Origin of the sequence: Chryseobacterium culicis (assembly GCF_900108365.1) — a bacterium.
GTDB classification, from domain to species: Bacteria; Bacteroidota; Bacteroidia; order Flavobacteriales; family Weeksellaceae; genus Chryseobacterium; species Chryseobacterium culicis.
The window spans coordinates 187,390-203,365 of sequence record NZ_FNWQ01000007.1 but is presented as its reverse complement, the minus strand read 5'-3'; the positions used below and the strand labels follow the sequence as shown (position 1 = coordinate 203,365).

At 37.9% G+C, this 15,976-nt stretch carries 12 protein-coding genes; 11 read left to right on the top strand and 1 reads right to left on the bottom strand.

What is annotated here, in order from left to right; all coding sequences use genetic code 11:
* The first annotated feature begins 7 nt into the window (after positions 1-7).
* The 11 genes from BLW74_RS20340 (at position 8) to BLW74_RS20290 (ending at position 14,935) form a co-directional block, all read left to right on the top strand.
* Positions 8-571, top strand: coding sequence for a YeeE/YedE family protein (locus tag BLW74_RS20340; protein WP_089696066.1), 564 nt, complete (start codon positions 8-10; stop codon positions 569-571).
* 28 nt (positions 572-599) lie between these two features.
* Positions 600-1,085, top strand: a complete 486-nt coding sequence (locus BLW74_RS20335; RefSeq protein WP_089696063.1) for a DUF6691 family protein — start codon at positions 600-602, stop codon at positions 1,083-1,085.
* 146 nt (positions 1,086-1,231) lie between these two features.
* Positions 1,232-2,224, top strand: coding sequence for an isoaspartyl peptidase/L-asparaginase family protein (locus tag BLW74_RS20330; RefSeq protein WP_089696060.1), 993 nt, complete (start codon positions 1,232-1,234; stop codon positions 2,222-2,224).
* Positions 2,225-2,392: 168 nt separating this feature from the next.
* A complete protein-coding gene (locus BLW74_RS20325) occupies positions 2,393-2,947 on the top strand; it encodes a hypothetical protein (protein WP_089696057.1) in 555 nt (184 codons plus the stop codon).
* 20 nt (positions 2,948-2,967) lie between these two features.
* On the top strand, positions 2,968-3,630 hold the full coding sequence (locus BLW74_RS20320) for a copper homeostasis protein CutC (RefSeq protein ID WP_089696054.1): 663 nt from the start codon (positions 2,968-2,970) through the stop codon (positions 3,628-3,630).
* A 428-nt stretch (positions 3,631-4,058) separates the two neighbouring features.
* Complete coding sequence (locus BLW74_RS20315; protein ID WP_089696052.1) at positions 4,059-6,527, top strand: beta-mannosidase; 2,469 nt, start codon at positions 4,059-4,061, stop codon at positions 6,525-6,527.
* A 150-nt stretch (positions 6,528-6,677) separates the two neighbouring features.
* Entirely contained in the window at positions 6,678-7,586 is a 909-nt protein-coding gene (locus tag BLW74_RS20310) for an AEC family transporter (protein ID WP_089696049.1), read from the top strand.
* A 277-nt stretch (positions 7,587-7,863) separates the two neighbouring features.
* The gene (gene priA / locus BLW74_RS20305) at positions 7,864-10,311 is read left to right on the top strand and encodes a replication restart helicase PriA (protein WP_089696047.1); all 2,448 of its coding nucleotides are present in this window, start codon (positions 7,864-7,866) and stop codon (positions 10,309-10,311) included.
* Positions 10,312-10,472: 161 nt separating this feature from the next.
* A complete protein-coding gene (dacB, locus tag BLW74_RS20300; RefSeq protein ID WP_089696044.1) occupies positions 10,473-11,942 on the top strand; it encodes a D-alanyl-D-alanine carboxypeptidase/D-alanyl-D-alanine endopeptidase in 1,470 nt (489 codons plus the stop codon).
* Positions 11,943-12,025: 83 nt separating this feature from the next.
* Positions 12,026-13,957, top strand: a complete 1,932-nt coding sequence (locus tag BLW74_RS20295) for a M1 family metallopeptidase (protein WP_089696042.1) — start codon at positions 12,026-12,028, stop codon at positions 13,955-13,957.
* A 30-nt stretch (positions 13,958-13,987) separates the two neighbouring features.
* Positions 13,988-14,935, top strand: coding sequence for a T9SS type A sorting domain-containing protein (locus BLW74_RS20290; protein ID WP_089696039.1), 948 nt, complete (start codon positions 13,988-13,990; stop codon positions 14,933-14,935).
* Between the two features lie 66 nt (positions 14,936-15,001).
* Here BLW74_RS20290 and BLW74_RS20285 read toward each other — a convergent pair whose 3' ends face one another.
* Positions 15,002-15,880 (bottom strand): cupin-like domain-containing protein, encoded by an 879-nt coding sequence (locus tag BLW74_RS20285; RefSeq protein WP_089696036.1) that lies wholly within the window; start codon positions 15,878-15,880, stop codon positions 15,002-15,004.
* Between the last annotated feature and the right edge of the window lie 96 nt (positions 15,881-15,976).

The following is a 15,976-nucleotide window of genomic DNA, read 5'->3' as shown; positions in this document are numbered from 1 at the left end:
ATAAAAAATGTTGGAAATTATAAAAGAGCCATGGCCTTGGTATATTGCAGGCCCGTTGATTGGACTTACCGTTCCGGCTTTGCTGATTATGGGAAATAAATCCTTTGGTATAAGCTCTTCACTAAGGCATATCTGTGCGGCCTGTATACCTGCCAATGTGAATTTTTTCAGATACGACTGGAAAAAAGAAGCCTGGAATTTATTTTTTGTGCTGGGTATCTTTTTGGGAGGTATGATTGCTGCCCATTTTTTAGTGAATCCCAATGAAATAGCAGTACATCCCAATCTGAAAGCAGAACTGGCAGGCTACGGAATAACAGATTACAGCAATCTGGTTCCCGTACAACTGATGAATTTTGAAAGTCTGCTGACGATCAGAGGATTTATCACTATGGTTGTAGGCGGATTTCTGGTAGGCTTTGGAACCAGATATGCAGGAGGCTGTACCAGCGGACATGCGATTATGGGACTTTCTAACCTGCAGTGGCCGTCTTTGGTAGCAACAATCTGTTTTATGATCGGAGGATTTTTAATGGCTAATGTAATATTGCCTCTCATTCTTACCCTGTAATTAAATTTTAAAAGAAACAAGTTTTATCATGACAAAAGAACAGCAACAGGATATCAATCAACATAATTTGGGTGTGAACAAAAATGTTCGGGTCCACCATTGGTATCATAATCTTAAATACCTGGTTGCAGGAATCATCTTCGGGATTATTTTTGTGAAAGCAGAAGTGATCAGCTGGTTCAGAATACAGGAAATGTTCCGGCTGCAGTCTTTTCATATGTATGGAATCATTGGAAGCGCTGTATTGGTGGGCATGATTTCTGTGGGGCTGATCAAAAAATTCAATATAAAAACAATAGATGGTGAACCGATCACACTGACTCCCAAAAAGTTTAATAAAGGTCAGATCTATGGGGGATTGATATTTGGTTTTGGCTGGGCTGTTACAGGAGCATGCCCCGGGCCTTTGTTTGCACAGATCGGAACAGGAGCATTAGCCGTATCCGTTACCCTATTAAGTGCTATTGCAGGAACGTGGGTATACGGCTATTTCCGGGATAAATTACCACATTAAAAAAGATCATGATGATGCTCGGAACAAAATAATATCATCCGTTTTTCTTCATTGACAGTACATAAAGACTGCAGATCATTTTCTGTAGTCTTTTTACTTTTCTACCAGCCGGAAAATTGTTAATTTGTAGGCCTAATAAACCTGATATGCAAAGTAGACGAAACTTTATTAAAAAAACCGCTGCAGCCTCTCTTGCACTTGCTGTGAATCCTCTGGATTTAATCGCTAAAGATATTCCTGAAAATCCTAAAGTAATCAACAGGCCCATTGTACTTTCTACCTGGAATTTCGGATTAAAAGCCAATGAAGAAGCATGGACAATCCTTGGAAAAGGAGGAAAAGCTCTGGATGCGGTCGAAAAAGGAGTCCGTCTCGTAGAATTAGACCCTAAAGAAAGAAGTGTTGGATATGGCGGCCGGCCGGACAGAGATGGAAGAGTAACACTGGATGCCTGTATTATGGATGAAAACTATAACATCGGTTCCGTTGCATGTCTTGAACACGTTAAAAACCCCATTTCTGTTGCCAGAGCAGTAATGGAAAAAACACCGCACGTAATGCTGGTAGGAGATGGAGCATTGCAGTTTGCCCTTTCACAGGGATTTAAAAAAGAAAACCTTCTCACTCCCGAATCAGAAAAAGAATGGAAAGAATGGTTAAAAACCAGCCAGTATAAGCCTGTTGCCAATATTGAAAACCACGATACCATAGGAATGATCGCTTTGGATGCGCAGGGTAATCTTTCCGGTGCCTGTACAACCAGCGGAATGGCTTTCAAAATGCACGGAAGAGTAGGAGATTCCCCGATCATAGGGGCTGGTCTTTTTGTAGATAATGAAGTAGGAGCCGCTACAGCTACAGGTCATGGTGAGGAAGTGATAAGAACCGTGGGAACCCATCTGGTGGTTGAACTGATGAGACAAGGCAGAAATCCACAGGAAGCCTGCAAAGAAGCCGTGGAGAGAATTGTAAAAATCAATCAGCGAAGAAACAAAAACCTGAAAGATATTCAGGTAGGCTTTATTGCCATCAATAAGCAGGGAGAATATGGATCTTACTGTATTCAGGACGGCTTCAACTTTGCCGTTTACGATCAGAAAGGAAACCGCCTTGAAAAACCGGAATTTGCTTTAAAATAATTGAATAATAAAAACAATCAATTGCCGGAGTTATGGATGAATTTTATCGGAGATAAAATCCTTGCGACCTAAAATAAATACTATAGGAAAAATCTTCGCGTCTTTGCGTTATTCCAACAAGAAAATAACAAATCAATACACCTATTGGCTTTAGCCAAAACATAAAATATGAAAAGAACAGTCATTGCTTCCTTATTTATGATGATCGCCTGTAAGGAAGAAAAGAAGGAGAGTAAAACAGTCGTAGAACCACATCCAACAGAAAAGAAAATGGTTCAGAATAATCAGTCCAATGAAGCAGAAGAGGCGAAAAAGTGGTTAGAAAAAAGTATTGTAGATTATTTTAAAGACGATATTGGAAACGGAGAAAAGAATTTGCAGAAAATTACAACGGAAGATTATTTTGAGTACAAAACGGATGCTGCGAATGTTGATCTGGATGTTGACGGAAGTCTTACGGAAAAAGAATTTCAGGATAAATGGAAGTCTAAGTTTGATCCCCGTAAAGCAGGTATTGGGATCGGATTTCTTATCCCTGCACAGGATTGGATCAATATTGAAGTGGAAAGCTGTAATTTGAAATCAACTTCTAAAGATGAATATGTATTCAATGTTGTGCTCAGAGATGATGGCTTTAAAGCTCATTACCCATCAGTCATAAAAGTAGTAAAAGAAAACGGCTCATTTCTGATTGCAGATGTACTTCAGGATGAACCAAAGTAAATTTAAATAGAGATAATACAATGTCAAAGATAGAAATAGCATGCTTTAATCCTGAATCAGCAATGATTGCTTTCGGAAATGGTGCAGACAGAATAGAGTTATGTGATGGCCTCAGTGAAGGCGGAACCACTCCGGGTTTTGAAACATTGAAGAACCTTCGTGAAAAAATGACAATCCCGATTTTTGTGATGATCCGTCCCAGAGGAGGAGATTTCACTTACACAGATTCAGAATTTGAGCAGATGAAAAAGGATCTTGTTCATTTAAAATCTTTAAAGGCAGATGGATTTGTATTCGGTATTCTGGATGAAAATGATGAGGTTAATGTAGATCAGAATAAAGCTTTAATCCAGCTGGCAGCGCCGCTCCCCTGTACTTTCCACCGCGCATTTGACCGCGCCGCAAGTCTGGAGGATTCTTTAGAGAAAGTAATTGAATGTGGCTTTACAACCATCCTTACTTCCGGACAGAAACCCAATGTATCTGAAGGAAAAGAAAATCTTAAAAAACTGGTCGAACTTTCAGATGGAAGGATAGAAATCCTTGTTGGAGGTGGACTTCGCTCATCCAATATTGAGGAAATAAGAGCGGTTACCAATGCAGGTTATTTTCACTCTTCGGCCATTACGGATGGCGGAGCTTTTGCCAATCCTGATGAAGTGGCTGCCTTGAAGAGTAAATAAGATGAAAGATATTTAAACGCAAAGTTTAAAAAACAAACTGTATTGTATTTTGAGGAAGCAAAGCGTTGCGACTGTGCCGCTGATTAAGTTCAAGCATAAAAACCAGCCAGCTTAATCCAATTGATTGAAAATCGATTCCATCTTCGCTTCCTCAAAATAGTATTAGGCCAGATTCGAAACTTTGCGTTTAAAAACTACACAATAAAAATAAAAACACACAAATGAATGACCGAAAACGAATTATCCTACAAAATAATAGGAGCAGCTATAGAAGTACATAAAAACCTAGGAGTTGGTCTTTAGAAAATACATATAAAACAGCTTTAGCTTATGAATTAAAGATGTTGGGGCTGAATATTAAGCAACAACTAGCTTTAATAATGAACTTATTAAATATGGAATCCATAGAATTGTAAACAAAATTATTGATGAATAGACCTATCCTTTTTGCTTTTCTTTTCATACAGAATATTCTATCTGCCCAGTTTTCGCAAAGGAACCTGTCCTCAGAGAACTGGCAGTTCAAAAATTCAAAAGACCAAAACTGGCTTCCTGCGAAAGTTCCGGGAACCGTTCATCTGGATTTAATGAATAACAGGATTATTCCCGATCCATACAAAGATGAAAATGAAAAAAAAGTACAGTGGATAGAAAACGAAAACTGGGACTATCAGACTGCATTTACGGTTTCTTCCGAAGAATTGAAGAATGACAATATTGATCTTGTTTTTAATGGATTGGATACATTTTCGGAAATTTATCTTAATGGAAAACTATTAAAGAAAACCGACAATATGTTCCGGAAATGGACAATTCCGGTGAAACAATATTTGAAAGCAGGGAAGAATACAGTTCAGGTCAAGTTTACATCTGCTGTCAATACCGGAAAGGAATTAGCGAAAAAAGTTCCGTTCACCATGCCGGAATCACCCAGAAGCTTTGTGAGAAAAGCACAATATCAGTTTGGATGGGATTGGGGACCAAGATTGGTCACAGCTGGAATCTGGAAAGATGTTCGGCTGGAATTCTGGAATAATGCTAAAATCATTTCGGTTAAAGATATTCAGAAAAGGTCCGATAAAGGTGAAAATGATTTACATTTCGATGTGGAAATTTATGCACAAAACTCAGGAGACTACAGCTTAGAACTCAATAAAATCCATCAAAAGATAGCTTTACAAAAAGGAACCAATACCATTTCGGTTCCTTATGAAACACGTGGAATGAAGCTCTGGCAGCCTAATGGACGCGGGGAAGCAAACCTCTATGATTTTGAAGTACAACTTTTAAAAAATGATAAAAATATTGACCGTAAAAATATCAGAATTGGATTGAGAACGGTAGAACTGATACAGGAAAAAGACGCAAAAGGAAAATCATTTTATTTTAAAGTAAACGGAAAGCCATTGTACATCAAAGGAACCAACTGGATTCCGGGAGACAGCTTTTCACCCAGAATGACCAAAGAAAAATACCGGAAACTGATCAAAGATACCAAAGATGCCAATATGAATATGATCCGCATCTGGGGAGGAGGAATTTATGAAGATGACGAATTTTACAAAGCCTGTGATGAAAACGGAATCCTGGTCTGGCAGGATTTTATGTTCGCAGGAAGCTTTTATCCGACAGACGAAGCTTTTTTAAACAATGTAAAAGAAGAAGTAAAAGATCAGGTCAGCAGACTTCAGAATCATCCGTCAATTGCACTTTGGTGCGGAAATAATGAAATAGATGAGGCTATTGTCAACTGGGGATATCAGAAGCAGTTCAACTATTCAAAAAACGACTCCTTACAGGTTTGGAAAGACTATAAAAAGCTTTTCCATGAAGTGATTCCCAATGCATTGGCAGAAAATCTAAGATCTGATAAAAATATATACTGGCCAAGCTCTCCATCCATCGGTTGGGGGCATAAAGAAAGCCTTACAGAAGGAGATTCCCATTATTGGGGAGTCTGGTGGGGAGAACAACCCTTTGAAATGTATAACGAAAAAGTAGGACGTTTCATGTCTGAATACGGATTTCAGGGAACACCCACTCTTGAAACCACAAAGTCCATGTTTTCCGGAACACCGGATTTAAACCTTCAGAATCCAACCATCAAAGCCCATGAGAAGCATGCCCGGGGCTGGGATATCATTAATGAATACCTGAAACGCGATTATAAAATCCCGACCGATTTTGTACAATACAATTACGTTTCACAACTATTGCAGGCAAGAGGAATGCAGATCGCCATTGAAGCTCACCGCCGTGCAAAACCCTATAATATGGGAACCCTGTACTGGCAGCTTAACGACTGCTGGCCGGTAGTTTCATGGTCTTCCATAGATTATTTAGGAAACTGGAAAGCCTTTCATTATCAGGCGAAAAGAAGCTTCGAACCCGTGTTGGTGTCAGTAGCCGACACCGATAAAAGTTATGATGTTTATCTCATAAGTGATCTGTTGAAAGAACTGAAGGCAGACGTAAATTTCGAATTGATTGATTTTAAGGGGAAAACACTTTGGAGAACCAGTCAGCCAGTTCTTATCAATGCCGATGTCAGCAAGAAGATAAAAAGCATCAGTACATCAGAATTTGCTAAGTTTGATCTCTCCGGAGCTGTCTTAAAAATCAGTGCTGAAATAGATGCAAAATTTGAAAAGCTGTTCTTTTTTAATAAACCGAAAGATTTGAAGCTTTCAAAACCCGAAATTACAGTCCGAAAAATTTCGCCTTCAGAAATTGAAATATCCACAGATGTTTTGGCAAAAGATATCTACCTGGTTGGAGACGCTCATTTCAGTGATAATTTCTTTGATCTTTTACCGGGAACTTCGAAAAGAATCGTACTTTCAAAACCTTTGGAAAAAATGGAGGTCATAAGCCTTTGGGATGTGATGAAAAATTAAATATAAAAGTTCTCTGAATCTAATAAGCTCTCCGGACCTGTAAGGTTTAAGTTTCTTATCCCGCGTAAGAAATTCTACAGAAAAAAATATGATTTTTACCCGTCCAACTCAAAAATCAGCCGTAAATTTGCACTATATTTCTTGATAATTATGGTAAATTTTGTTCTGATTGCAGTGTGTATCATTGCAGGAATGGTATTCAAAGCAACAAAATCTATCCACCCCGATGCCCATAAAGGTATCAACACCTGGATTCTTTATCTTGCTCTTCCGGCAGTTTCGTTTAAATATCTGCCCAAAGTAAAATGGACAACAGAGATGCTGTTCCCGATTGCAGCTACGTTCTTAATTTCTGTGTTCTGTTTCTTCTTTATGATGCTCTACAGCAAGAGCAGAGGATATTCCAGGCGTTCCAGAAGTACTTTAGAATTAGCAAGCGGTTACAGTAATACTTCATTCATAGGATTTCCTTTAATCAGTGCCTTTTATGGTGAAGGACTGCTGAGTATTGCCATTATCTGTGATCAGACCATGTTTTTTGCCCTCTCCACACTCGGAATTATTGCCGCAGTAAAAGGAGGAAGCAAATCTGGAAAGGTAAGTGCACTATTCATTTTAAAAAGACTTGTCACATTTCCTCCGTTAATAGGATGTATCTCCGCTTTAGTATTGTCACAGTTCATAGATTTTACTGTTGCAGAACCATTTTTTGATAAACTGGCGGCTACAGTAAGCCCGTTGGCTTTATTTTCAGTAGGATTGCAGCTGAAGTTCAACGGATGGAAAAAACTGATTCCCCAGATGTCGATGTCGATGCTTTACAAATTAATTCTGGCACCCGCCATTGTTCTGGGAATGGCTTTATTATTCGGAATAAAAGGAAATGTGGCAAAAATTACGGTATTTGAAGCAGCAATGCCAACACTGGTTACCTCAAGTATTATTGCAGAACAGTTCAGGCTGAATACAAAACTCACCAATCTGATCATTGGAGTCAGCATTCTCGTCGGATTTTTTACCTCTGCGTTCTGGTATGAGATGACAGAACTTCTTTTTTAAAGATAAGTCATCGTTTAGTAATAGGGATATTCTTTGCTGAGTGGAGCGCCCTTACGAACGAATTAAACGTGCTTTTAATCTTTTGCAGACATTGCGTTTAGTTCAGGTTTTGGCTAAGCCTGTTAAAATTTTACCTCTGTCAAACGGATTAAAGTCCATTTCTATTGAATATTTTTTGCTCATTGGATTTCATGGTCTGTTAAAGAACCTTGAAACAATCTCCACAAAGTTGCAGTTTTCTCCGGAAAAATCTAATTTTACACTTTAAATATTTCCCTTGCAGTACGCTCAAATTGTTTTACCCCTGAATCTCAAAGGATCTTTTACTTATAAAGTTCCTGAAGAAATGATACCTGAAATCCAAATTGGTATGCGCGTTCTGGTACCCTTTGGCGGAAAAAAAATCTATACGGGAATTGTATTTGAACTTCATAACAATGCGCCGGAAAACTTTGTGGCAAAAGAAGTGATCAGCATGCTGGATGATCAGCCGATCATGCCTGAAGAGCAGATCAATTTCTGGAACTGGCTCTCCGGGTATTACATGTGCAGCCTGGGAGAAATTTATAGATTTTCATTTCCTTCCTCATTAAAGCTGGAAAGTGAAACCTATTTAAAATTAAAACCGGGTGCTGTTGTTAATTTTGAAAATCTGGATGTCAACGAAATGTACCTGATTCAGGCACTGGAGGTCCGCCAGCTCATCAATCTGACGGATATCGAAGCTTTTATTCCTAAAAAAGATATTATCAAAACCATCAATTCATTGATTGACCTTCAGTACATTGAAATTGATGAGAAAATTGCCGAGAAATACAGAGCAAAAGAAGTAGCGTATGTAAGAATTAATGATGACGTTCTGGCTAATCAGAACCTTACGGATATCCTTTTAAAACTGAACAGGGCCCAGAAACAAAAAGATCTGTTCCTTCTTATTCTGGAAAAGCAGACAGAAAATCCTGATATTCCTGTTAAGAAATCGGAACTGTTTGAAGACGGGTACTTCGGAAGCTCCCACTTGAAACCTTTGGCAGACAAAGGTCTTATAGAGGAATATTATATGCAAAAAGACAGAATTGAAGGCTATGAAGGAGAAATTGAGGAACTCGAAGAACTGTCTGAACAGCAGAAACTGGCCAAATCTGAGATTGATGAAGCATTTGAAGAAGGGAAAAATGTCCTGCTTCACGGGGTTACTTCATCAGGAAAAACCCATATTTATTTAGAAAAAATTGAAGAATGCATCAGAGACGGAAAAAATGTTCTCTTTTTACTGCCGGAAATTTCTCTGACGAAGCAGATTACCCAAAGATTAGAAAAGAAATACGGCAGACAGCTCGGCTTCTATCATCAGAAACTGACAGATTTTGAACGGGTAGAAGTATGGAGAAGAATAAGGCAGAATGATATCCGTATTCTGGTTGGAACCCGTAATGCTTTATTCTTACCCTATCAGAATCTGGGACTTATTGTGGTAGATGAGGAGCATGATTCAGCATACAGACCAAGAGAAGTTTCTCCTTATTTCAATGCTAAAGACGCATCATTGGTTCTGGGCGGGTTTTACAATGCCGGTGTAATTTTAGGATCAGCAACTCCTTCTGTGGAAAGCTATTACAGAGCGCGGAAAGATAAAATGAGATACGTTTTCCTGAATGAAAGATTCGGGAATGTGAATCTTCCGGAATATGAGCTCATCAATTTTAAAGAAGCCCAGGAATCTAAAAAGGTTTCAGGTAATTTCTCTTTGAAAATGATTGAGGAAATCAAGAAAACGGTGGATGAAAAAAATCAGGCCATTGTTCTGCACAACCGCCGTGGTTATGCCAATGTAATTGAGTGCGAAAGCTGTGGTTATGTTAATTACTGTTCCAATTGCGATGTGGTAATGACCTATCATAAGGCAGCCAATGAAATGAAGTGCCATTATTGCGGACAAAGAGCTTCCAAACCAAGAACCTGTCCTAAATGTAATTCTGAAAAGCTGAACGAAAGAGGAGTAGGTGTAGAGCAGATTCACGAGGAAATTTCCAAACTGTTTCCTGAGAATGAGGTGGACAGAATGGATGTAGACTCTATGCGTAAGAAATTTGCCTACGAAAAACTGTATGAAAAAATTGAGGACGGAGAAACCGATATTATTGTGGGAACACAAATGATTTCCAAAGGACTTGATTTTGACCATATCGAACTGGTCACCATTCCTAAAGCTGATTCCTTATTATATGTACAGGATTTCAGAGCAGAAGAAAGAGCTTATCAACTGATCACGCAGGTTTCCGGAAGAGCGGGAAGAGTTTCCGGAAAAGGAAAAATCCTGATTCAGACCTATAATCCTGAGCATTCTGTATTTCAGCTGATCAAAATGAATAACCCTGCAAAAATCTATAAATACATCCTTACAGAACGTCAGAAATTCCACTATCCGCCTTTTACCAAGCTTATTATGATTGAAATGAAGCACAGAAAAGAAGATAAGGTAGACCGTGCTTCTCAGTTTTTAGGTTCTATCCTCAGAAAATATCTTCCGGAGGACTGTATTTTAGGTCCGGAAAGAGCGCAGATTGCAAGGCTGAATAATCTCTATCAGTTTCAGATTATGCTGAAGCTTCCCCGGGGAAAAAACTATGAGAAATTCAAAAGTCTGGTTTTGATAAGTTTAAAAGAATTTGATGAAATCACTGCATATCAAAGCATTAAAAAAGATATTTTTGTGGATTTTTAACAATTTTTAACAAACTTTACACTCTTTTATAAGACGCTTGTAGCTCGTTGTATAACAATAATTTCTACTTTTGGACGTTGATTAAGTGTTTGACTTTTGAATTGAATGATTTAACCTATCATTTTTTGAACAGTCAAAGCTATAGAACTAAAAGAAGATAGATGGTAAATTTCAGAAAATATTTTTCAAGTGCGGCGGTGTTGGCTTCTGGTTTTTTCCTGGCTCAATCTACCGTTTCTACCGTTCTTTATTCTCAGAATTATGACAGTCAGAAAAGCAGCTTAAACCTGCCTTCACCCGTTAGTACGATGGTGGAGAAAACTGTTTTGTCAGCAAAAGAACTGGTGGACATAAACGTAAACACAATGATGGCGGATCCTGTGCTGAAAAATGCAAACTGGGGATTCGTAGTGTACGATCCGAAAACGAAGAAGGTAATCTCTTCGTACAATGAAAACACTCCTTTAGTACCAGCTTCCACTACAAAGCTCCTGACAACGGAAACAGCATTGAACCTTTTAGGGGAAAACTACCGTTGGATGACTCAGCTGGAGTATTCAGGGACTATTGATGAGAATGGAGTTTTAAATGGAAATCTTTATGTAATAGGAAGCGGAGACCCGTCTTTGGGAACCAATAAAGCTGGTGCTTCATCGTACAGAGATATTATTTCAGATTTCGCAGGCGGAGTTTCAAGAGAGGGAATCAAAAAGGTAAACGGTGATATTATCATTCAGACAGCGCTTTTCAAAGGCAATATTTCAGTGCTTCCGGAAAATGTTGTATGGTTGGAAAATAATAATTATTATCTGCCTGCAGGAAGCACTCAAGATATTAACCCGGCCAACGAAAAACTGATTGTTAAAAAAGGAAGTTTCTCTACTGATAGAAAATTTTTCTATGTTTCTCCATACAATCATCAAATGGTATATGCTGATAAATACGAAGGAAACGGAGCTTTAACAACCAGGCTGCCTGATGCTCCGGCATATCTTGCCAACTCATTCAGAACGACTCTCGTAAAAAGCGGAATTCCTGTTACAGGAAAAGTAACTCCGAAAATGACAGATTCAGCGCCGGAAAGCAGAAAAATGCTGGCTGCTTATAAATCTCCGACTTTAGGTGATATTATATACTACACGAACCAACATAGTGATAACTCATTGGCAGAAGCTTTATTAAGAACAGTAGGGTATCAGAAAATGGGAGATCAGACTTCAGAATCCGGAAGAATAGTGGTGACCAATCACTTAAGAGAGGCAGGTTTTGATATGAATGGTCTTAATTATATGGATGGAAGCGGTCTTTCAAGAAGCAATAATGTAACTCCTATTTCTCAAGCAAAATTTCTTACTTCTCTGATGGATCAGAAATATTACAGATCTTATCTGACTTCTCTTCCCATTGGAGGACAATCCGGAACGTTGAAAAGAATGTTCATCGGAGAGGGGAACGGACAGGTTTTTGCGAAAACAGGAACTTTAAATAAAGTAAAAACATTAGCAGGTTACCTGAAAACAAATTCCGGAAAAACATTAGTATTCTCCTTAATGGTGAATAACTATTCGGGATCTGTAGATATGGTGAAAAAGAGAATGGAAAAAATTCTGGAACCTGCACTGGATCTTTAGAAATATTTTATTTTATATATTATAACAGCCTTTTAATCATGGATTAAAAGGTTTTTTTTATATTTGATTAAATTTTTCTAAACATGACAAAATTGTACCTGTTGCTGTTGGGTTTTGTATTGTTTCAGCCATTGTATGGACAGAAATATGAGCAGAATACCGATATGAAAGGATTGATCGAGAAAGAGAAAAAATCCTTCACTCATAAAATGAACATTGGGAATACCAATCCCAATACATTAAATTACGATTTACAGTATCAAAGGATGGATGTCAGCCTGGATCCTGCAGTATACAATATCTCCGGATCGGTAACCTCTCACTTTAAGCCTAACCAGAGCATGGGAAGTATTTATTTTGATCTTTCCAACTCTTTGACAGTTTCTCAGGTGAAATATCACGGAACTAATATTACCAGTTTTCAACAGCTTCCGTCAAAAGAATTGAAGATTGACTTTCCAGCTTCTTTACCTGCCAATGTAGTAGACTCGCTTACTATTTATTACGCCGGTGCGCCATCTACTGTTAATGATGCTTTTAGAACATCACTTCAGGGCGGAACTCCGGTTCTGTCTACTTTAAATGAGCCTTACGGAGCACAGGACTGGTTTCCTACAAAACAAAGTTTAAATGATAAAATTGAAAGATTCGATTTTAAAATTACTACTCCCTCCAATTACAGCGTTGCAGCTAATGGAAAACTGATGTCCGAAACTTTTCCTACAGGATCCACGAAGCTTACTTTCTGGAGAACAATGTATCCTACTCCCGCGTACCTGATAGCACTGTCAATTACTAATTTTGTCAAGCTTACAGATACCATCGGAAACCCTCCTTTTCCTTTTGTCAACTATATTTATCCATCCACAAATTCAAGTGCCACCAGTATCGCCAATATTAACTGGACAAAGCAGGTGATGGATACTTTTGAAACCTATTTTGGCGCTTATCCTTTCCGCAATGAAAAATATGGCCATATGGAGTTTATGTACGGAGGCGGTATGGAGCATCAGACCATGTCTTCTATGGGAGCCTGGAGCAAACAGCTTATTGCACATGAGCTTGCTCATCAATGGTTTGGAGATAAAGTAACCTGTGGTGCATGGAATGATATCTGGCTGAATGAAGGTTTTGCTACCTTCGGAGAGCACGTAGCCAATGAAAAGCTGCTGATGACCAATAATGAATTCCTGAACTATTTACAGGGGCAGTCTGGCTTTATTACAGGAAGTGCAGGAGGCAGCGTTTATGTACCAGATAGCGGATTATCCAGTATCGGCAGAATATTCGATAGCAGATTATCATATTCTAAAGGAGGATACATCCTGAGAATGCTGAAGTGGATTTTAGGGGATGCTGTTTTTTATCAGGCACTTAAAGATTATCATGCAAGACCGAATCTGGCATACAGTTATGTGCGTACCTCTGATTTTAATGCCTCCCTTCTTCAGTCTACGGGAACTGACTTTACAGAGTTTTTTAACGATTGGGTGTACGGAGAAGGATATCCTACTTATAATATCAAATGGATGCAAAGCGGTAATCAGGCGGTATTTAAAGTTTCTCAGACCCAAAGCAGCGCTCTGGTGAGCTTTTTCGAAATGCCTTTACCGATTAAAGTAACCGGAACTGCGGGGCAGACTGCTTATCTGGTACTGAATAATACTTCTAATAATCAGTATTTTCTTCAATCGGTAACTTTCCCGATTGCAAGTGTTCAGTTTAATTATGAATACCAGATTATTGAGAAAAACTCTACAGTTACCCAGGATAATACATTAAGTGTTTCTTCTGCTGAAAAAGAAAGCTTTGGCTTATATCCGAATCCTGCCAAAAATGAAATTAACCTGAAAGGAATTAAGAAAGCTACAGATTTCACCATTCATGCAGTAGATGGTAAGTTGGTAATAAGAGGAACTTATCAGCCAGGTAAGTCAATCGGAATAGCAGAATTGGTTCCGGGAACTTATATTATTACAATCCAGGAAAAGAATATTAAATTTGTAAAATATTAAATTACAAATTATAATACTATAAATTTAACCATGAAAAGAAGACTGCTTTATTTATTAGCTTTATTTCCTGTAGGATTAATTTTAAATGCCCAAACTCAGACCATTTCATTTGAGGCTTCTGAAGGATATAATCAGGGAACAATTGTAGGACAGAACGGCTGGGAAATCTGGAATACAAATAATCCATCCTTAGATTTAAATTTTTTAAAAATAAGTACTGCTAAAGCCACTGATGGTGTTAGCTCGTTAGCTTTAGAGGGTGGCAGTGGATCTCCTGTAGAAATTAGTAAAGACCTCTCTGCTCTGATTGGAAGCAGTGATAGTGAAATATCATTTGATTTTCATTATGTATTTGATTTTGTTTCTTATCCCACGGATAATTTCAGATTTAGCATTTCCACTAATACTCCAGGCGCTTCTGGACTTGGCGGTTTTGTTCTAACCCGTGTTACCAAAAATATAAACTGGATAAAACCATTTACTGGAGGAGAATCGACAGGACCTGTTCTTCAACCCAATGTGTGGCATAATATCAGATTCGTTCTAAAGAATTCTGAAAATTCCTTAACCTGTTATATTGACGGTAATCTCGAATATTCAGCACCTTTTGTTTTAACAGGTAATGCTAATGCAGTTATAGGCTCAGTACATAAAATTAATTTCAGTTATCCTCCCTTTCCCAGAGGTTTCTACATTGATAATATGAAAATTACAAAGTTAGGAGGATCTTTGGCCGTACATGAAACATCTAAAGAGCAAACTTTTAAAATATCGCCTAACCCCGCTCAAGAGATACTGAATATTGAGAGCGATGCAAAAATCAGTCTGGTTTCAATTTTTGATGCAAAAGGAAGTCTTATTAAAAATATTTTTAATCCTGATAAAAGTTTACATATTTCCGATTTAACTACAGGAGTTTATATTATAAAAGTAAAAACAGAAAAATCTGAATTTACGCAGAAGTTTATTAAAAAATAAATCTAAATAAAATTTAAATGTAATTAAATACAACAAAACGGACTCCAAGTCCGTTTTGTTTTTATATTAAATTTGAAAGCTTCTTTGCTTTCTGGCCGCTCTGGCACCTCTTTTTATTGCTTTTTGTACTTTGTAGTCAAACCATCTTTCTTTGAATATTCTCCGCATAAAATTATCAAAATGCCTTGTGATGACAAGGTTTTTAAAGCCACGCCATTTTTCAAGAGCACTCGATGGAAGCGCCCGTACAGATATGGAATAGCCTTCTGTATCATACTGAATATAATGCCACCATCCGGAAGGTATATAAAGAGTTTCTCCAGGACGGATAATCGCTTCATAACCATTCAAATAGAGCAGTGCCGGATATTTCCTGTAATCCGGATTTTTTATCTGAGTAAGACTGTGAAAATTGTAAGGCAGTTTATACATAAAATCAGACTGTTCCCAAGGGAACAGCCATACTCTTTTGATCCCCTGAAACTGGGTGATGAAAACATGGGACATATCAATATCAATATGATTTCTGGTTACTGAGCCTTCACCTCCGAAAAACATAAAAGGCAGCCATTTCAGTATTTTACCATTCGTAACGTCATTGTAGATGATATCATTCTTGAGTTCGGGTTTTATTTTTAATAAATTGAACAGAAAAAGTCTATGTTCTGTAGGGGCAAACAGAATGAGGTCAAGGTATTCTGAAAAGGTGGATTGTCCGATAGGATCACTCGCCACTCTGTCCAGAGAGTCTAGCTCACTTCCGTATATATTAACCACATGGTTACCCGCAATTTCTTTAAAATACTCGTAATTCCATTTTTTGAAGGCTGGACTTTCCGGATGCACAAAGTCTTCAAGAATAACAGGAGTTCTAGACTTCATATAAGTATTAATAAAGGTTTCTGAACTAATTTGCTTTATTTTTTGTACCGGCTTTAATCTCATGCATTAAAATTTTAAACAAATATAAATATTATCCTACTAATTTTGTAGACTGATAATGTTAAAACTGAAATCTATCCTGTTTTTTTAGAATTAAAC